This window comes from Streptomyces sp. NPDC086080, assembly GCF_044540255.1.
Lineage (GTDB): Bacteria > Actinomycetota > Actinomycetes > Streptomycetales > Streptomycetaceae > Streptomyces.
In genome coordinates, this window is sequence record NZ_JBITRU010000009.1 from 118,638 (window position 1) to 136,476 (window position 17,839).

Annotated in this window: 15 protein-coding genes; all 15 read right to left on the minus strand. The window is 71.6% G+C overall.

The genetic code is table 11. The features are described 5' to 3' along the window. Window positions 1–12: 12 nt before the first annotated feature. Window positions 13–2,403 carry a transketolase-like TK C-terminal-containing protein gene (locus tag ACIF9R_RS14100; RefSeq protein WP_399978828.1) on the minus strand — a complete coding sequence of 797 codons (2,391 nt, stop codon included), beginning with the start codon at window positions 2,401–2,403 and terminating at the stop codon, window positions 13–15. 25 nt (window positions 2,404–2,428) lie between these two features. Further along, window positions 2,429–3,613, minus strand: a complete 1,185-nt coding sequence (locus tag ACIF9R_RS14105; RefSeq protein WP_399978831.1) for an acyl-CoA dehydrogenase family protein — start codon at window positions 3,611–3,613, stop codon at window positions 2,429–2,431. Between the two features lie 12 nt (window positions 3,614–3,625). After that, window positions 3,626–4,414 (minus strand): SDR family NAD(P)-dependent oxidoreductase, encoded by a 789-nt coding sequence (locus ACIF9R_RS14110; RefSeq protein ID WP_399978833.1) that lies wholly within the window; start codon window positions 4,412–4,414, stop codon window positions 3,626–3,628. Beyond that, window positions 4,411–5,577 (minus strand): thiolase family protein, encoded by a 1,167-nt coding sequence (locus ACIF9R_RS14115; protein ID WP_399979109.1) that lies wholly within the window; start codon window positions 5,575–5,577, stop codon window positions 4,411–4,413. Before ACIF9R_RS14115 ends, ACIF9R_RS14110 begins: the two co-directional genes overlap by 4 nt. A gap of 62 nt (window positions 5,578–5,639) precedes the next feature. After that, a complete protein-coding gene (locus tag ACIF9R_RS14120) occupies window positions 5,640–6,686 on the minus strand; it encodes an LLM class flavin-dependent oxidoreductase (protein WP_399978836.1) in 1,047 nt (348 codons plus the stop codon). A gap of 80 nt (window positions 6,687–6,766) precedes the next feature. Continuing rightward, entirely contained in the window at window positions 6,767–7,615 is an 849-nt protein-coding gene (locus tag ACIF9R_RS14125; protein ID WP_399978838.1) for an alpha/beta fold hydrolase, read from the minus strand. A 2-nt stretch (window positions 7,616–7,617) separates the two neighbouring features. Next, window positions 7,618–8,817, minus strand: a complete 1,200-nt coding sequence (locus tag ACIF9R_RS14130; RefSeq protein WP_399978841.1) for a CaiB/BaiF CoA transferase family protein — start codon at window positions 8,815–8,817, stop codon at window positions 7,618–7,620. Then, window positions 8,814–9,983, minus strand: a complete 1,170-nt coding sequence (locus ACIF9R_RS14135) for a hypothetical protein (RefSeq protein ID WP_399978843.1) — start codon at window positions 9,981–9,983, stop codon at window positions 8,814–8,816. The genes ACIF9R_RS14130 and ACIF9R_RS14135 overlap by 4 nt, the downstream gene beginning before the upstream one ends. A gap of 256 nt (window positions 9,984–10,239) precedes the next feature. Next, window positions 10,240–11,016: an enoyl-CoA hydratase-related protein gene (locus ACIF9R_RS14140; RefSeq protein ID WP_399978845.1), complete on the minus strand. Its 777-nt coding sequence runs from the start codon at window positions 11,014–11,016 to the stop codon at window positions 10,240–10,242. 15 nt (window positions 11,017–11,031) lie between these two features. Continuing rightward, window positions 11,032–12,150 (minus strand): hypothetical protein, encoded by a 1,119-nt coding sequence (locus tag ACIF9R_RS14145; RefSeq protein WP_399978847.1) that lies wholly within the window; start codon window positions 12,148–12,150, stop codon window positions 11,032–11,034. Between the two features lie 3 nt (window positions 12,151–12,153). Then, window positions 12,154–12,966 carry an SDR family NAD(P)-dependent oxidoreductase gene (locus ACIF9R_RS14150; protein ID WP_399978849.1) on the minus strand — a complete coding sequence of 271 codons (813 nt, stop codon included), beginning with the start codon at window positions 12,964–12,966 and terminating at the stop codon, window positions 12,154–12,156. Window positions 12,967–13,041: 75 nt separating this feature from the next. Further along, the gene (locus tag ACIF9R_RS14155; RefSeq protein ID WP_399978851.1) at window positions 13,042–13,503 is read right to left on the minus strand and encodes a limonene-1,2-epoxide hydrolase family protein; all 462 of its coding nucleotides are present in this window, start codon (window positions 13,501–13,503) and stop codon (window positions 13,042–13,044) included. A 42-nt stretch (window positions 13,504–13,545) separates the two neighbouring features. Further along, complete coding sequence (locus ACIF9R_RS14160; RefSeq protein ID WP_399978854.1) at window positions 13,546–14,106, minus strand: VOC family protein; 561 nt, start codon at window positions 14,104–14,106, stop codon at window positions 13,546–13,548. Then, window positions 14,106–16,889, minus strand: a complete 2,784-nt coding sequence (locus ACIF9R_RS14165; protein ID WP_399978857.1) for an ATP-binding cassette domain-containing protein — start codon at window positions 16,887–16,889, stop codon at window positions 14,106–14,108. Before ACIF9R_RS14165 ends, ACIF9R_RS14160 begins: the two co-directional genes overlap by 1 nt. A gap of 40 nt (window positions 16,890–16,929) precedes the next feature. Continuing rightward, complete coding sequence (locus ACIF9R_RS14170) at window positions 16,930–17,658, minus strand: ABC transporter ATP-binding protein (protein WP_399978859.1); 729 nt, start codon at window positions 17,656–17,658, stop codon at window positions 16,930–16,932. Between the last annotated feature and the right edge of the window lie 181 nt (window positions 17,659–17,839).

The following is a 17,839-nucleotide window of genomic DNA, read 5'->3' on the forward strand; positions in this document are numbered from 1 at the left end:
CGCGGACTCCTGTCAGTCGGGCCGGTCGATCAGGTCGAGGGCCGCACGGACGATGTGATCGGCGTCGATGCCGTGGCTCGCGTAGAGGTCCGGCAGGTCGCCGGATTCCCCGAACCGCGTCACCCCTAGCGTGCGGATGCCGAGTCCCGCGGTGTGGGCGGCCAGGAAGGCCAGGGTGTGCGGATGCCCGTCGAGCACGGTCACCAGGGCCTGCGGCCGCCGCTGGGGGAACAGTTGATCGAGGATCCAGCTGTCCCCCGGCTCCAGGCCGTCGCGGGCCCGCTGGGCCCGCATCAGCCGGTCCGGGCTGGTGGCCACCACGACGTCCACGGGGTGGCCACCAGCCGTGAGGCGGTCGGCTGCCGAGACCGCCTCCGTCACCATCGCCCCCATGGCGACGATCGCGACCCGGGCGCCGGGCACGGTGCGCAGCCGGTAGCCGCCGGCCAGCACCTGACGGCGGCGCCGCTCCCGGGCGGCAGCCTCGCCGGGGATCGCCGCCAGCGCCTGGTCCACCGGGCGGGTGGACAGCCGCAGGTACGTCGAGCTGCCGTCCTCGCGGCCCAGCCGGGACAGGCCGTCGAGCAGGCACCACTCGGCCTCCAGGGCGAAGGCCGGCTCGAAGGCGACGCAGCCCGGCTGCTCCAGGCCGATCGAGGGGGTGGTGACGGACTGGTGGGCGCCGCCCTCCGCGCCCAGGGTGACGCCCGACGGGGTGCCGACCAGGATCGACTGCCCTCCGGCGTACATCCCGAACGACCAGGGCTCCAGAGCCCGCCCGACGAACGGGTCGTAGACCACGCCGATCGGGAACAGCGGGTGCCCCCACCGGCTCCAGGTGGCGCCGAGTTCGCCCAGCAGGCCGACCAGGTTGACCTCGGCGATGCCGAGTTCGATGTGCTGGCCGGTGGGCCGCTCGGCCCAGCGCAGCAGGGTCTCGGCGTCGTCGGCGAACCAGTCCGGCTTGGCCGTGCTGGACCAGGGGCCGGCCTTGTTCAGCCAGCCGCCGAGGTTGGTGCTGGAGGCGACGTCGGGTGCCACCGTGACGACCCGGGCCGCCACCTCCGGCGCGGACCGGGTCAGGTCGAGCAGGGTGCGTCCCAGCGCCTGCTGGGTCGAGGCGCGCCCGTTCGGGGTGCGTCCGAGGTCGGCCGGTACGGCGGGAGGCGGGATCTGTTCCACCGGCGTGCGGGTCAGCCGGGCCGCGACGGCGGCGCAGTGCCGCCCTTCGGCGCTTTCCGCCGGGAACGCGGCCCACGGGTCGGCCGGGTCGGCGCCGGTGCGCACGGCGAGGTCGCGCAACTGCTCGGGGCTGAGCAGGTTGGCGTGGTTCTGCGGGTGTCCCGCGCTGGCCAGCCCGTAGCCCTTGACCGTGTAGGCGAAGATCACGGTGGGACGGGTGTCGTCGATCCGGTCGAGGGCGTCGAGGAGGGCGGGCAGGTCGTGCCCACCGAGGTCGGCGACCGCCTCGACCAGGGTGGTGTCGTCGACGCCCACGATCGCGGCGGCGACCGAGGCGGCGTCGGGCCCGGCGCCGGGCAGGCGGTGGCGCAGTTCGGTCGCGTCGCAGCGCAGCAGCCGCTGGTACTCCGGGTTGGGCATCTCGTCGATCCGGCGTTCCAGGGCGTCGCCGCCCGGCCGGTCGAAGAGGGCCTGGAGCTTGCGTCCGTACTTGACCGTCAGGACCTGCCAGCCCGCCGCGTCGAACATCTGCTGCAGTCGGCCGGCGGCGATGTCGGGCACCACCCGGTCCAGGGACTGCCGGTTGAGGTCGACGATCCAGACGACCTCGCCGAGGCCGGCCGTGGCGGGGTCGAGGACGGCCTCCCAGACCGCGCCCTCGTCCAGTTCGGCGTCCCCGACCAGCGAATACTGGCGTCCGCCGCGCCGGGTGCCGGTGCGGTCGTCGACGTAGCGGCCGGCGACCGCGCCCCAGATCGGCGCGGTCGCCCCGATGCCGACCGAGCCGGTCGAGTAGTCGACCGGGTCGGGGTCCTTGGTGCGGCTCGGGTAGCTCTGCAGCCCGCGGTAATCCCGCAGCCGGGTGAGGTAGGACCGGTCGAGCCACCCCAGCAGGTAGTTGACGGCGTGCAGGACCGGTGAGGCGTGCGGTTTCACCGACACCCGGTCCTCGGCCCCGAGACGGCCGAACCAGAGGGCCGTCATGATGCCGGCCATCGAGGCGCTGGAGGCCTGGTGGCCGCCGACCTTGAGCCCGGACCGGTTGGGACGCCCGCGGTTGGCGTGGTCGATCATCGCCGTCGCGAGCCACCGGACGCGGTGCTCGATCGCCTCCAGGACCGCCGGCTCGTCCGTCGTCCCGGGGCCGTCCGTCCGGGCCGCCGCGCCGGGGAAGGCGTCCGGCAGTGGCGGGGGCGGGGTGCGGGGGGTGCTGTGGGTCATCGGTCTCTCCCGGTCGGTCGTCGGCTCAGCCCACGTACGGTCGCTCCCGGCGCAGTTCCTGCCGGGCGACGGTGCGGCGGTGGACGGCGTCGGGTCCGTCGACGATGCGCAGCACCCGCGCCCAGGCGTAGAAGTAGGCCAGCGGCAGGTCGTCGCTCACCCCGGCGCCGCCGAACACCTCGATGGCCCGGTCGATCACCCGGGTGGCGACGGCCGGGGCGACCACCTTGATCTGGGAGATCTCCCCGCGCGCGCCCTTCGCGCCGTGCCGGTCGATGAGCCCGGCCGTGTGCTGCACGAGCAGGCGGGCCTGGTCGATGTCCATCCGGGAGTCGGCGATGAGCTCCTGGACGACCGGGTTGTCGGCCAGCCGTTGCCCGAACGCCACCCGTTCCCCGGCGCGTCGGACCATCAGGGCGAGGGCCCGTTCGGCCATGCCGATCGCGCGCATGGCGTGGTGGATGCGGCCGGGGCCGAGCCGGGCCTGGGCGATGGTGAATCCGTCGCCCTCGGCGGCCAGCAGGTTCGAGGCCGGCACCCGCACCTCGTCGAAGACCAGTTCGGAGTGGCCGTGCTGGTCCTGGTAGCCGAAGATCGGCAGGTGCCGTTCGATGGTGAGTCCGGGCGTGTCCCGCTCCACCAGCACCATCGACTGCTGCCGGTGGGTGGGCGCGTCCGGGTCTGTCTTGCCCATCACGATGAAGATCTTGCAGCGCTCGTCCGCGGAGCCGGTGATCCACCACTTGCGTCCGCTGATGACATAGGAGTCGCCGTCACGGCGGATGGTGGTGGAGATGTTGGTGGCGTCGGAGGAGGCCACGTCGGGTTCGGTCATCGCGAAGGCGGAGCGGATCTCTCCGGCGAGGAGGGGGTCGAGCCACCGCTTCTTCTGCTCGTCGGTGGCGAAGAGCGCCAGGGTCTCCATGTTGCCGGTGTCCGGTGCCTGGCAGTTGATCGCCTCGGGTGCGATCACCGGTGACCACCCGGTGATCTCGGCGATCGGGGCGTACTCGGCGTTCGACAGGCCGGAGACCGACGGCAGGAAGAGGTTCCACAGTCCGCGCTCGCGGGCGGACGCCTTCAGCCGCTCCATCACGGGCGGGTTGCTGTGCTCGCCGTGCTCGCGCAGCTGGGCCGCCCAGACCGGTTCGGCCGGGAAGACCTCCTCGCGCATGAAGTCCCACATGCGGTCCTGCAGGGAAGTACTCATGAAACAGCGCTCCTAGTGGCCGGACATGCCGCCGTCGACGGGCAGCGTGATGCCGGTGACGTACGTCGACGCGTCGCTTGCAAGGAACACCACGACGCCGTCGAGCTCGTGCGGCTCGCCCAGCCGCCGGAGTGTGGTGTTGTGTTCCAGGAAGTTGTCGAGCGCCGGACGCGGGATCGGATCGGTGAGGTCCGTGGCGAAGTAGCCCGGTGCGATCGCGTTGACCCGGATGCCCTTGCGGCCCGACCACTGCTGGGCGAGGTCGCGGGTGAGGCCGACCAGGCCGGCCTTGCTGGCGACGTAGGCCGCCTGGGGGGCGAAGGGCTTCACCAGCGCGAGCGCGCTCGCGACGTTGATGATGCTCGATCCGGGCCGCATGACCCGGGCGCAGGACTGCGCCATCCAGTAGGCGCCCATGAGGTTCACGTCGATGACGCGGCGGAACTCCTCCGGTGTCTCGCGCAGGGCCGGGACGGCGGTGCCGACGCCGGCGTTGTTGACGAGCACGTCGACGGCGCCGAGATCGGCGACGGCGCGGTCGACGACCGCGGCGCAGTCGTCCGGCGAGACGACGTCGCAGCGCACCGGCAGGGCCCGCACCCCGTGCTTCTCGACCTCCCGTGCGACGTCGTGCAGGCGGTCCACCCGCCGGGCGGCGAGCACCACGTCCGCACCGGCCGCGGCCAGCGCGCGGGCGAATCCCGCTCCGAGGCCGGAGCTCGCGCCGGTGACGACGGCGACCCGGCCGGTCAGGGAGAACTGTGCGACGCCGGTCCCGAGCGTCTCGTCCCGGGCCGTCATCGGACCAGCTCGACCAGGGTCGCGTTGGCCATGCCCCCGCCTTCGCACATGGTGATCACACCACGCCGTCCGCCGGTGGCCTCCAAGTGGCTGATCAGAGTGGAGAGGATACGGATGCCCGAGGCGCCCATCGGGTGGCCGAGGGCGATGGCACCGCCCCGCGGGTTGACCTTCGCGAGGTCGACGCCGAGTTCGCGGGCCCACACCAGGGGTACGGGGGCGAACGCCTCGTTGACCTCGAAGACGTCGATGTCGTCGACCGTCAGGCCGGTCCGGTCCAGCAGGCGCTGGGTGGCGGGGATGACGCCCGTGAGCATCAGCAGCGGATCGCTGCCGGTCACCGCGAAGCCGGTGAGCCTGGCCCGGGGCGTCAGGCCCAGTTCGGCGGCCTTGGCCTCGCTCGTCACCAGGGCGGCGGAGGCCCCGTCGGTGAGCGGCGAGGAGTTGCCGGGCGTGATGTGCCACCCGATCTCCGGGAAGCGCTCGCCCAGTGCGTCGCACCTGAACGACGGGCGCAGGCCCGCCAGTTGGTCGGCGGTGGTGCCGGGGCGGATGGTCTCGTCGGCGGTGATGTCCCCGACCGGCACGATCTCCCGGGCGAAGTCACCCGCGGCGGCGCGGGCCGCGGCCAGTTCGTGGGAGCGCGCGGCGAACTCGTCCAGCTCACGCCGGTCGAGCTTCCAGCGTCCCGCGATGATCTCGGCGGAGATTCCCTGGCCGACCAGCCCCTCGGGGTAACGGCCGGCCAGGGGCGCGAACGGCTTGCCGTCGCGGCCCGGGAACCCGAGCGGCACCCTGCTCATGGACTCCACACCGCCGGCGACCACCACGTCGTAGGCACCGCTCATCACGCCCTGGGCCGCGAAGTGCAGTGCCTGCTGGGCGGATCCGCACTGGCGGTCGACGGTGGTGCCCGGCACGGATTCCGGGTAGCCGGCGGTGAGCAGGGCGGTTCTGGCCACGTTGGTGGCCTGGTCCCCGGCCTGACCGACACAGCCGGCGATCACATCGTCGATCCGCGCCGGGTCGACCCCGGTGCGCTCGAGCAGAGCCGCCAGCGTCGTGGCCAGCAGATCGGCCGGGTGCACACCGGACAGGGCACCGCCGGGCTTGCCCCGGCCGGAGGGAGTGCGCACCGCGTCGACGACGACGGCAGGAGTCAGCTCGGACATGTGTTTCTCCTGAGTGTGACGGTCAGGTCGGGGCACCGGGGTGCCGGGCCGGGTCAGGCGTCCGCGAGCTGCGGGATCACCTTGCTGCCGAAGAGCTCGATGGCGGGGAACAGTTCCGCCTCCGGCATGCCGCCCATGTCCATGTAGGCGAGGTGCGTGGTGACCTTGAGCTGCTCGCTCAGCCGGGAGATCCGGTCGACGACCTCGTCCGGACTGCCGACGATGGCCGGGCCCTTGGTGGTGAGCCAGTCGAAGTCGAAGGGGCGTTGGTTCTGCTTCGGGACGGCGGGGTTGATCTCCGCGAGCAGTTCGTTCATCCAGGCGTGGTAGGCGCGGTAGCGGGGTTCCCACTGCTCGCGCGCAGACTTGCTGTCGGGGCCGACCCAGACGTGCCAGCCGGCACCGATCTCCGGCTCCCAGTCGTGGCCGTACTCCTCCCACTTGGCGAGGTAGTGGTCCACGACCTTGGTGAAGAAGGAGGGGTCGCCGAAGGCGCTGGGCAGCATCAGCTTCCATCCCAGGCGGGCGGCGAGTTCCACCGACGCCAGGGAGCTGCCGCCGCCGATCCACATGCAGTCGCGGGCGGACTGGATCGGGGCCGGCTGAAGCGACTCGCCGTTGATCGACGGCCGGAACTGTCCTGACCAGTGCAGGGGTTCGCCGGTCCAGAGCTTGTCGACGAGCTCCGCGTTCTCCTGGAAGCGCGCGGCGGACTCGTCCAGGCTCTGGCCGAAGAGGGTGTAGGTCGAGGCGAAGAAGTTGCCCCGGCCGTGCACGACGTCGACCCGGCCGTCCGACAGCACGTCGACCGTGGCGTAGTCCTCGGCGATGCGCAGACCGTCCAGGTTGGCGAGGAGGGTGACGGCGGTGCCGAGGCGCAGGGTGGTGGTGCGCTCCGCGATGGCGGCGAGGACGACGGGCGGTGCCGAGTAGATGTACTCGATCCCGTGGTGCTCACCCATGTTGATTCCGTGGAAACCGGTCGACTCGGCGAGCACGGCCATCTCCGGGAACATCTTGTAGCGGCGCGCGTTGCTGCTCCGCTCACCGGTCACGGGGTCGGTGACGAGGTCACCCAGCGACATCAGGTTGAACTTCATGGAGCCTCATTTCGTCTGGCCGACAGGGCACTCACAGGGGGCCTTGCAGGGCAATAATCTAACAGTCTTTGGTTAACGGGTCAATCGGTGAGGAAGGCCCGGATGGCATCGACGAACGCGTCGTTGCGGTCGCCGACGACCATGTGTCCCGCACCGTCGAGGGTGACCGCGCGGGCGGTGGGCATGACCGTCAGGAACTCACCCACCTCGTCCTCCCGGACGACGTCACTGGCACCGCCCGCGACCAGCAGGGTGGGCACGGTGACCGACTTGGCGGCGGCAACCGCCTCATCCGGCCTGACCAGCGGGTTCGGTCCGTCGTTGCTACGCAGGATCGCCGGGTCCCAGTGCCACCGCCACCGTCCGTCCGCGCCGCGCCGCACATTGCGGTGCAGCCCTTCCGCACTCGAGGACCGTCGGGCCGGGTTGTAGGCCGCGACGGCCTCGGCGACCTCGGCGAGGGTCTCGAACCCGTCGAGGTGCGCCGTCATGAACTCTCTGATGCGTGCGACGCCGGCCGGGTGGGGCCGCGGTGTGATGTCGACCAGCACCAGACGGTCGGTCAGACGGGGGCTGCGGGCCAGGGCCATGAGCGCGGTCATGCCGCCGAGGGAGGCGCCGGCCAGGCAGGCGGGGCGGGCCCCGCCCACCTGGTCCAGGACGCACTCCAGGTCGTCGACGTAGCGGGCGATGGAGTAGTCCGCGTCCCCGGCCCAGTCGCTGTCGCCGTGCCCGCGTGCGTCGTAGGTCACGGTCGTCCAGCCGTCGTCCGCCAGGGTCTCGGCGGCGCGGCTCCAGGAGTGCCGGGTCTGGCCCCCTCCGTGGAGCAGCACCACCGGGCCGCGACCGGTACGGGGCTCGGCCGGCTCCCGCACGTCTGCGACGATCTTCCCGGCCGTGCCACGCACGATCAGGGGAGCCCGGTTCATGGTCACCTCCGGCCCGCGGACGCCGTCCGCAGCGCGCCCAGGATCTCGTCGTTGTGCTCACCCAGCAGCGGCGCACCGCGCCGGACGGCGCCCGGTGTCCGGCTCAGCTTGGGCACCACACCGGGCATCGGGACGCTCTCGCCGTCCAGCGACGGATCGGGCACCTCGACGACCATGTCCCGTGCCCGGTAGTGCGGGTCACCGAGGATGTCGGGCGCGGTGTAGATCCGGCCGGCCGGTACCCCCGCCCTGTCCAGCACGTCGAGGAGTTCGTCGACCGTCCGCCCGCGCGTCCACCGCGCGATCTCGGCGTCCAGTTCGAGCTGGTGCTCGCCACGCAGCAGATGGGTGGCGTACCGGCCGTCCGGCGCGGCCCACTCGGGGCGCCCCAGCGCGGCGGCGAGCCGGCCGAACACGGTGTCCTTGTTCGCCCCCATGACGATCCACCGTCCGTCGGAGGTGGGGTAGACGCTGGAGGGCGCGATGCCCGGCAGCAGAGGTCCGGAGGGCCCGCGCACCTTTCCCAGTTTCACGAACTCGGGAAGAATCGACTCCATGTACATCCACGTGGCCTCGTAGAGCGCCACGTCGATCACCTGCCCCCGGGGGCCCGGACGCAGATGGCCCGACAGCAGGGCGAGCAGCGCGCCGATGAAACCCTGGGTGCCCGCGAGGGCGTCCCCGATGGAGATGCCGACCCGCACCGGAGGCCGGTCCGGCTCGCCGGACAGATGCCGGAAGCCGCTCATCGCCTCGGCGATGGAGCCGAATCCGGCGCGGTCGCGCAGGGGGCCGGTCTGCCCGTAGCCGGTGATGCGGACCATGACCAGATCCGGGTTGTCGGCGTGCAGGTCCTCGGGACCGAGGCCCCAGCGCTCCATGGTGCCGGGACGGAAGTTCTCGATCACCACGTCGGCCGTACGGGCCAGTTCGCGGAAGGCCGCCTGCCCCTCGGCGCCGCGCAGGTCGAGGGTGACCGACTTCTTGCCGCGGCCGATGATCGGCCAGTACAGCCCCACTCCCTTGTAGAGCCCGCCCCAGCGGCGCATGTCGTCACCGGCCGGGGGTTCGACCTTGATGACCTCGGCGCCGTGGTCGGCGAACAGGTGGGCGCAGAAGGGCCCGCTGATGATGTGTCCGACCTCGAGGACGCGCAGGCCGGCGAGGGCGCCGCCGCCGGCCGTGGCCACCCGGGCGGTCACCGGTCGAACCCGTTCTGCGTCAGCCAGCCGTCGATGTGGTCGACTGCGGACTGGAGGTGTTCCTTCTGGCCGCTGTAGTAGTGGTTCGCGCCCTCGATGACGCTGAGTTGCTTGTTCTCGTGGGCGATGCCCTCGTAGATGGCGCGGGGGTGGGCCGGCGGGCACGCGTCGTCGCGGGAGTTCTCCAGCAGGAGCACAGGGACGGTGACCCGGGCCGCCGCGTCGACGGCGTCGACCTGGGCGGTGTCGTAGGACCACTGGGAGAGCCAGCTGCGGGTGGTGGTGAAGCGGCCCAGCGCCGAAGGGCCGTCGTTGACCAGTCGGGGATCGCCGAGGTAGGAGCCGGGAGCGCGGTCGTTGGGGTCGACGCCGAGGTCCAGCCAGCGGGGGTCGGCCATGGTGCCGTACACCACGAAGCAGTGCTCCTCCTGGTCGCGCCCGGCCGTCTTGAGGGCGGCCAGCCGCTCCTGGGCATACGTGGTGATACGGCGGCTGCGGGCCACCTGGGCCGCGCGGTACTCGGCCAGGAACTCCGCGGTGTACGGGGGCTGGGCGGGGTTCTCGGGGGAGTACAGGTTCAGCCGGGGGTCACGCTCGTCGGGGCGCGACTCGTCCAGGATCGAGGCGTCCAGGAAGTCGGTCAGCAGGTGGTGCCGGCTGCGGTGGGCCGCGAGGATCATCACCCCGTCGGCCGGGGTGAGGCGGGTGTCGGCGAGCGGGGTGTACTCCCCCGCGCCGGTGAGCTTGATGACCGGCTTCTCGGCCTCGGCCTGATAGCCCATCATCAGCGAGCCGCCGCCGCTCCATCCGGCCAGGATGACCCGTTCGTAGCCGAGGCGCTCCTTGGCGTCCTTCACCACGGCACCGAGGTCGAGGAGGACGTTCTCCATGATCAGCGCGGCGTCGCCGTTGCTGTAGCGGGTACCGGCGGCGACCACGTGGAATCCGGCGCGGGCCAGCGCCGAGAACATCGGCAGGTATCCGGGCGATCCGATGGGGTGCATGGCGACCACGCAGGTCGTGGACGGGTTCTCGCCGCGCAGGAGCTGGGCCTGCAGCACGACCGAGTCACCGATCGTGCCGTAGACGTCCTTGCGGGTGGAGTTGTCCCGTTGCACCACGAGGTAGGGGGTGCGGGTGTACTTCACGGACCTGTCCGCGGGCATGGGCGTTCCTCCAGTGCTCGACGTCGTGCGGGGTCGGCTGTCCGATGCCGCCCACAAAACCATACAGTGTTTGGATCCTGATGTGCAGCTCCTGCCGGACCCGGCTTTCCACGTGGTCCCGGGCCGGAGCGGGGTGGGCGCGGTCCACCGGGAACCGACCGCGTCGGCGACGCCGAGAGCCCGTGGGCAATCGCCGGCACCACGTCGGCCGCGGTGCCGGCCCCCACGGGCCCGGCGGGAACCGTACGAGCGGGGCCTACGAAGAGGTGTCCCCCGACAGGTAGCCCTTGCGCTCGCCGGACACGAAGGTCTCGCGGGCCTCGCGCGCGTCACCGCGCATGTTGAGTTCGAGGGTCAGCGCGGTCTCCTGGCGGTACAGCGGGCCGATGTCCCGCCGGGCGCTGCCGTTGATGGCTTTCTTCGCCGCCCTGACCACCGCGGGCCGCTTGCCCGCGATGACCCCGGCCAGCCGCCGGGCCTCCACCGGCACCGACTCCTCGTCGGCCACCGCGACCACGGTTCCGTACGAGGCCAGCTCACGCCCCAGGACCGGCTCGCAGGTGAGCATGGCCTGACGCAGCCGCTTGTCCGGCATCAGGCCCATCGCCTGGACCGCGCCACCGGTGGCACCGTTGTCGACCTCGGCGAGCACGAAGCGGCACTCCTCGTCGGCGACCACGATGTCGCAGGCCCCGGCGACCAGGACGCCCAGCCCGACGCAGTAGCGGTGCACGGCGGCGATCACGGGGGCGGCGCACTCGTGCAGGGCCACGGTCAGGTCGGTGGAGCCGTTGACCTGCCCGAGGATGCCCTCGAAGCCGGGCAGCCGCTGGACCTCCTTGACGTCGCCGCCCCCGATGAAGCCCCGGCCCTCGCCGCGCAGGACCACCGCGCGCACCTCGGGGCGCGCGCCGACACCCTCCACGACGGCCGCCAGCGCGGCCAGGTCCTCGATCCCCACGGCGTTCACGGGCGGGGCGTCGATGACCAGGTCGAGGACGCCGTCCTCGGACAGGTGCTGGTGGATGGGCACGGTCTCGTCCTTCGCTCAGCGTCCGCGTTCGTCGCCGGTCAGCGACGGAACCTTGGGGTGCGGCATGGGGTGGGCCAGCGGCGGGGCCTCGTCGGGTGCCTCGGCCCGGCACATCTCGACCGCCTTGGCGTAGGCGGCGACCTGCCGGTCCTCCAGTTCGTAGTCGAACGTGCCGGTGTACATCGGGTAGGCCTCGGGGGTGGGCGGGTTCTCCCGCAGCCACTCGACGGTCTCCACGAGCGCGTCGTACGCCGTGACGACGTCCTTGTACCCGAGCTGCGTGCGGATCTTGGAGGCGTCGACGGTCATGTGCGGCCGGGAGGCCGGGGCCAGGAACTCGTTGACCGCGGACGGCGCGATGAGGGAGGGGATGCCGATGAACTCCAGGTCCGTACCGCAGATCCCGGCGACCGTCTCGGCCCACTGCCGCATGCTGAACTGGTCGTCGTCGGCGACGTTGTAGGACTCGCCGTCGGCCTGCTCGGGATGGTCGACGATCGCCATGATGCCCGCGGCCGCGTTGCGGGCGGCGCAGCGGAAGATCAGCCAGAGGCCGTCGTCGGGCAGGATCATGTACCTCCGGCCGTCCTGGATCCGCTTCAGCACCGCCCACTCCCACGGCACGATGTTGCGCGGGCCATAGATCTGCGGGTACCGGACGTAGGACGCCTTGTAGGCGCCGTTCGCGGCCCGCTCCATCACCGAGCGCTCGGCGTTCAGGATCTGCATCGCGAACTTCGCGGGCACCTCGGCCGTGTCGGCCAGCGGGCTGTCCTCGCGGGCGTTGATCTTCATGCCCCACGGCTTGGAGCCCTGCGGCTCGATGAAGCCCCGGTAGACCGGCACGCCGCCGACACAGATGAGCTGATCGGTCCTGCCGGCGAAGAACTCCCCGGTCACCCGCATCCGGCCGTAGGTCGCGACGACGAGATCCCACTCCTGGCCGCCGACGACCTCCTGGAGCGTCTCGGCGAAGTGCGGGTCTGCGTGCAGGTGCCGGACGTCGGGCAGACCGGGCGGCTCGTGGGCGCCGCGGTGCAGCATGGTGACGTCGTGGCCCCGGTCGAGCAGCCCCTGCAGGATGTGCGGGCCGGTGGGGCCGGTGCCGCCGATGACCAGTGTCCGCTTGCTCATCGCTCAGTCCTCGATTCCACGGCTGACCGCGGGGGCCAGCCCTTCGCTGAAGGCGGTCTGACCGCCGTCGACCGGGATGACGGCGCCGGTGATGAAGCTGGAGAGGTCGGAGGCGAGGAACACCACCGCCTGCGCCATCTCCTCGGGCCGGCCGACCCGGTTCAGCAGGTGGGAGCGCTCGACCTCGCGCAGCCGCTCCGCGGGCAGGCCGCTGCGCAGGGCAGGGGTGTCGAAGACGCCGGGCACGATGGCGTTGCAGCGCACGCCCCGCGCTCCGTAGTGCACCGCCACCGTGCGGGTCAGCCCGATGATGCCGGCCTTGGCGGTGTTGTAGCTCATCCGCCAGGTGGCGCCGGTGACGCCACGGGTGGAGGACATGTTGATGATGCTGCCCTTCCCCTCCTCCAGCATCCCGGGCAGCACGTGCTTGCAGCCGAGTGCCGCTCCGGTCAGGGTGATCGACAGGCTGGTGTTCCAGGCCTCCAGATCCAGGTGGAGCGGGTCGCGGTCGCGGTCCATCACCGGTCCGCCGGTGAGCGCCGCGTTGTTGTGCAGCACCGTCACCGGCGCGGAGAACGCGCGGCGCCCCGCGCCGACCGCCTCCTCCCAGGACGCCTCGTCGGCGATGTCGAGGACAACCGCGGCAGCGGTGCCGCCGGCCGCGGTGATCGCCTGCGCGGTGGCGGTGGCGGTGTCACCGTTCACATCGGTCACCAGCACCTTGGCACCCGCGGCGGCGAGTGCCTCCGCGGAGGCCCGGCCCATTCCGGAGCCGGCACCGGTGACCAGCGCGACCCTCTTGTCCAGGGAACCCATCGTCGTGTTCTCCGTTCGCCTCGGCATAAAACCAAACAGTGTTCTATCAGGGTGGGCGGCGCAGGGAAAGGAGAGTCAGTCCCCGGCGCGCATGTGGTCGTCCAGCAGGGGCGGACGGTCCGTCGCGAAGTCCTCGGGCAGGTAGCCCTCGGTGAACTCGCGGCTGTCGTAGAAGTAGTCGCGGACCCAGCGGATGCGGCCGTCCTCGACCTTGAGCGTGCCCATCACCTTGTACGAGTGGAGCAGCCGGCCGTCCGCGTCGACGGAGTCGTCGTACCGCTCGGTGAGGACGTAGGGGCCGTCGGCGGCCGCGTGCACCAGCACGAACCGGAAGCCCGCCACCCCCTTGCGGTCCCTGGCCTTCTCCAAGTCCGCCACCAACTGCTCCAGGCTCGTCACCCGGGGCGGGTCGAAGCCGGCGGAGGCCCACCACAGGTCGTCGTGGCACAGCCGCCGGGCGGTCGCCACCATCGCGTCGTGGGCCGGCCCGAAGTGCGCGAAGAAGTCGCGCACCACGGTCAGCGGATCGGTGTTCACCCGCTCTCCTCCTGTCTCCCAGACCGGTGTGCCCGGCACGGCTCAGGCGTTCTCGTGGTCGTAGCGGTAGGCCGTGAGCACGGCCTCGTCCTCACCCTCGTGGAGGCGGCGGGCCAGGTCTTCGAAGTCCACGCCGTGACCGACCGGGTGCCGGGCGAAGGCCGGCGAGCGCAGGAACGCGGTCGCCTCCTCGGTGCCGGCGAACCGGTCGATCTGCAGCTCGGCCCGGTTCCCGTCCGGGTCCTGGTAGTAGAGCGACAGCGTCGGGCCGTGGTTGACCGCCCAGGTGGGGACGGTGCCCCCGGCCTTGAGCCGCTCGTACGTGGCGACCAGGTCGGCCAGGCCCGCGTAGGTGAACGCGATGTGGTCCAGGCCCGCCGCCTGCTCGGCGGGCCCGCCGAGGCCCGGCGGCGCGACGACCGCTATCCGGTGGTGTTCGTCGTCGAAGGTGAGGAAACCGATGAACTCGTTCTCGAACACCACCTCCGCCTGGAGCAGGTCGGCCCACCAGTCGAGCACCGGCCGGAAGCGACGAGTGCGGAGCACCACGTGGGCGAGACGGGCGGGCACGACCCGGCGGGCCGTGCCCCCGCCCCCGCTCATCAGCTGTGCTCCCCGACCAGATCGCCGTCGCGCCGGCCGGCCGGCTCCGCGGTGTCCTGCGGGCCGTCGGTCCCGCCGGACGCATCGCCCTCGCCGGGCTCGTCGGTCCCGCCCCCGAGGTAGGCGCTGAGCACCCGCGGGTCGTTGCGGACCTCCTCGGGGCTGCCGTTGACGAGGACGGCCCCGGCGGTCAGCACGGTCACCTCGTCGCAGGCGGCGAGCACCATGTCGATGTTGTGCTCGACCAGCAGGATGCCCATGCCCCAGTCCTTGGCCAGGCGGCGCAGCAGCGTGGCCAGGTGCTGGGCCTCGGGGTCGCTGAGGCCGGCGGCGGGCTCGTCGAGGCAGAGCACCGAGGGGGTACTGGCGACGGCGCGGGCGATCGCCGCGAGGCGTCGGTGGCCCATGGAGAGTTCGCCGGGCTTCAGGTCGAGCTCGCCGAGCAGGTTGAACTCGCGGGCCGCCGCGAGCGCCACGCCGTTGAGCTGGATACGGCCCGGCCGCACGAAGTCGGCACCGTACTTCAGGGGGCTCCAGTGCTCGCTGGCGATGGCGAGGTTCTCACGCAGGGTGAGGTCCTCGAACAGCTCCAGGGACTGGAAGGAGCGTCCCAGACCGGCCTTCAGCCGCTTCTGGGGCGTCAGGCGGGTGAGGTCGGTGCCGTCGAGGTCGACGGTGCCCGTCTCGGTCCGGACGAAGCCGCTGACGGCGTCGATGACGGTGGTCTTGCCCGCGCCGTTGGGGCCGATCAGGCCGTGCACGGTGCCGGGTTCCACGGTGAACGTGGCGTCGGCGACGGCGACCACGTTGCCGAAGCGCACCCGCACCCCGGAGACGGTGAGCCGCTTGGCCGGCACCGGATCCGCCGTGACGGCCTCGGCCGCCTCGACGTCCGCGGTGTCGGCGGCCGGTGCGGCCTTCCCGCGGCGCAGCTTGCGTCCGACGCCCTTGACCAGTTCGACGTTGACCTGCCACAGCCCGGACGGGTTCTGCACCAGGATGACCAGCAGCATCAGGCCGCTGATCAGCGGCAGCCAGGACTCGATCGAGTGGATGCCGGACAACAGTTCCGAGCCGACGCCGGACGGCATCAGGGTGCCGCCCATGACACCGCCGCCGACATATCCGGCGCCGCCCACCACGGTCATGGCGACGACCACGATGGAGTTGAAGGTGTCGAAGTTGACGGTCACCACGCTGAAGCTGCGGAAGGTGAGCACCACACCGGCGATGGCCGCGATGCCGGCCGCCGCGCCGAACGCGAACAGCTTGGCTCCGAAGACGCTGACGCCCAGCGAGGCCGCCGCGCGCTCGTTGCTCCGCACGGCGAGCAGCCGCCGGCCGACGGCGCCGCGGCGCAGGTTGAGGACGCCGACCGCCACGAGCACCAGCAGCAGGAGCGCCATCACGGCGTAGTGACCGGGTTCCAGCAGGCCGCTGACGTTCAGCCCGAAGATCTCGATGGGCGGGACGACGATGCCGCTGGTGCCGCCGCTGTAGTCGCTGTTGTTGAGGACGATGTTGTAGATGACGACGGCGAGGCCGAGGGTGACGATGGCCAGATTGATGCCGCGGGTACGCAGGGCCGGAAGTGCCACCAGTACACCGAGCAGCGCGGTGACGGCCACGGCGCCCACGAGGGCGGCGAGGAAGGGCCACTTCAGGTCGGCCACCAGACGGGCGGCGACCAGGGCGCCGAAGCCCGCCAGCACGTACTGGGCGAGCGAGAGCTGCCCGGCGTAGCCGGTGACGAGCACGATGGACACGCACAGGATCGCGAAGCCCATGGTGACGGTGACGGCGTTGGTCCAGGCGAGGTCGAACACCGAGGAGACCAGCCAGGCCATGACCGCGGTGACGACGACCGTCGGGATGATCCGCACCTTGCCGGACCCGACGTCGATCATGCGGTCGAGCACGTGGCTGCGCAGCGGGATGCCGCGTCCGCGCAGCACCATGACGACGACCACGATGATGAAGGGCACGCTGGCCGACCAGCCGGGCGCGCTGACGTAGCGGGCCAGGAGGGACTCGACGACACCGAGGCCGATGGCTCCGGCGAAGACGATCGGGAAGGAGTTGAAGTTGGCGATGAGACCGACGGCCAGGGCGGGGATCACCAGCATGGCGAGGACCTGCGGCTGCAGGTAGGTGATCGGCGCGATCAGCGCGCCCGCGAGCGCGCTGAGGCCGGCGCCCAGGGCCCAGTTGACGGTCGCGATCCGCTCCGGGGAGTGCCCGAGGCTCGCGGCGACACGGACGTTCTCGGCGACCGCGCCGGTGGCACGGCCGAACGTCGTACGGCGGTAGAGGTACCAGAGCGCGGCGGTGGAGGCGGCGCCGAGGAGGAAGAGGATCATACGGTCGGCGCCGACGTAGACGTCGGGGGCGACCTGGATGCCGTTGGTCGGCAGCAGCGAGGGGGCCGACTTGAGGTCGCTGCCGTAGATGAGGACGGCGGCGGATGTCAGCACCATCAGCACGGCGAGGGTCGAGATGACCTTCAGCAGTGCCGAGGCTTCCTTCATCGGTCTGAGGATCAGCAGCTGCACCAGGGTGCCGAGGACCGCGCCCACCACGACGGCGAAGACCAGGCCGAGCCAGCGCGGGAGCGAGAAGCCCACCACCGCCTGGTAGTAGGCGTAGCCGCCGACCATGACGAAGCCGCCCTGGGCGAAGTTCAGGATGCCGGATCCGCGGTAGACCAGTACCAGCCCCTGGGCGATCAGCGCGTAGAGCGCACCGGCACCCAGGCCGATGAGCACATACCGGAGTATGTCCATGGAGGTGTCTCCTGTGAGTGGTGAGGCCGGGTCGAGCGCGTCAGTCGGCGCTGTCGTGGTCGGAGAGGTAACGGCGCCGGATCTCCTCGTCGCCGTCGGCGGAGTCGCCGCTGGCGACGAGTTCGCCTCGGCGCATCAGGTACCACCGGTCGGAGGCACCGAGGGCCCGGCGTGCCTGCTGCTCCACGAGCAGCACACCGATGTCCAGCGTGGTGGCCGCTTCGCGGAGTGCCGCGAGGAGCCGGTCGACCACGATCGGTCCCAGGCCCAGGGAGAGTTCGTCGGCGAGCAGGACCTTCGGCCGCCGGGCGAGCGCGCGGCCGAGGGTGAGCATCTGCTGTTCGCCGCCGGAGAGGAGTCCGGCCCGGCGGTCGAGCAGTCTGCCCAGTTCGGGGAAGACCTCGACGGCGGGCTCGAGGCCGCCGCTGCCGAGGAGCAGGTTGTCCCGCACCGACATCGACATGATGACGGAGCGTTCCTCGGGCACGAAGCCGAGGCCGGCCGCTGCGCGCTTGTGCAGGCCGCCGGTGAGCGGTTCGCCGAACCAGTCGATCTCCCCGCCCAGCGGGCGCAGCTCGCCGGCGAGCGTCAGCAGGGTGGTCGACTTGCCGGCGCCGTTGGGCCCGAGCAGCGCGACGATCTCACCGGCGCGGACCTCGAGGTCCAGCCCGCGTACGACGGCGAGATCGCCGTAGCCGGCGACGAGCGACGTCGCCCGCAGGGCGGCGGCTCGCGCCGTGCCGGGCTCGGTGTGGGCGACTGCAGTCACGTCATCTCCCTCAGCGGTGGTGGAGCCGGGTGTGCCGATACCGGATGGTGGATGGCGGCACACACAGCGTAGTAAACGCTGTTTGGTTTTACGCTGCCTTCAGATGGAGCGCAAGGGGCGTGCACGGCCGAATTACTCCGAGAGATGACGTGTACGCATCCCTTGAAGTAACAAGCTGTAC

Bases quoted from the DNA above. Each gene is read 5' to 3' on its own strand.
- ACIF9R_RS14100 (WP_399978828.1), bottom strand. From the start codon at position 2,403: ATGACCCACAGCACCCCCCGCACCCCGCCCCCGCCACTGCCGGACGCC.
- ACIF9R_RS14105 (WP_399978831.1), bottom strand. From the start codon at position 3,613: ATGAGTACTTCCCTGCAGGACCGCATGTGGGACTTCATGCGCGAGGAG.
- ACIF9R_RS14110 (WP_399978833.1), bottom strand. From the start codon at position 4,414: ATGACGGCCCGGGACGAGACGCTCGGGACCGGCGTCGCACAGTTCTCC.
- ACIF9R_RS14120 (WP_399978836.1), bottom strand. From the start codon at position 6,686: ATGAAGTTCAACCTGATGTCGCTGGGTGACCTCGTCACCGACCCCGTG.
- ACIF9R_RS14125 (WP_399978838.1), bottom strand. From the start codon at position 7,615: ATGAACCGGGCTCCCCTGATCGTGCGTGGCACGGCCGGGAAGATCGTC.
- ACIF9R_RS14135 (WP_399978843.1), bottom strand. From the start codon at position 9,983: ATGCCCGCGGACAGGTCCGTGAAGTACACCCGCACCCCCTACCTCGTG.
- ACIF9R_RS14145 (WP_399978847.1), bottom strand. From the start codon at position 12,150: ATGAGCAAGCGGACACTGGTCATCGGCGGCACCGGCCCCACCGGCCCG.
- ACIF9R_RS14150 (WP_399978849.1), bottom strand. From the start codon at position 12,966: ATGGGTTCCCTGGACAAGAGGGTCGCGCTGGTCACCGGTGCCGGCTCC.
- ACIF9R_RS14160 (WP_399978854.1), bottom strand. From the start codon at position 14,106: ATGAGCGGGGGCGGGGGCACGGCCCGCCGGGTCGTGCCCGCCCGTCTC.
- ACIF9R_RS14165 (WP_399978857.1), bottom strand. From the start codon at position 16,889: ATGGACATACTCCGGTATGTGCTCATCGGCCTGGGTGCCGGTGCGCTC.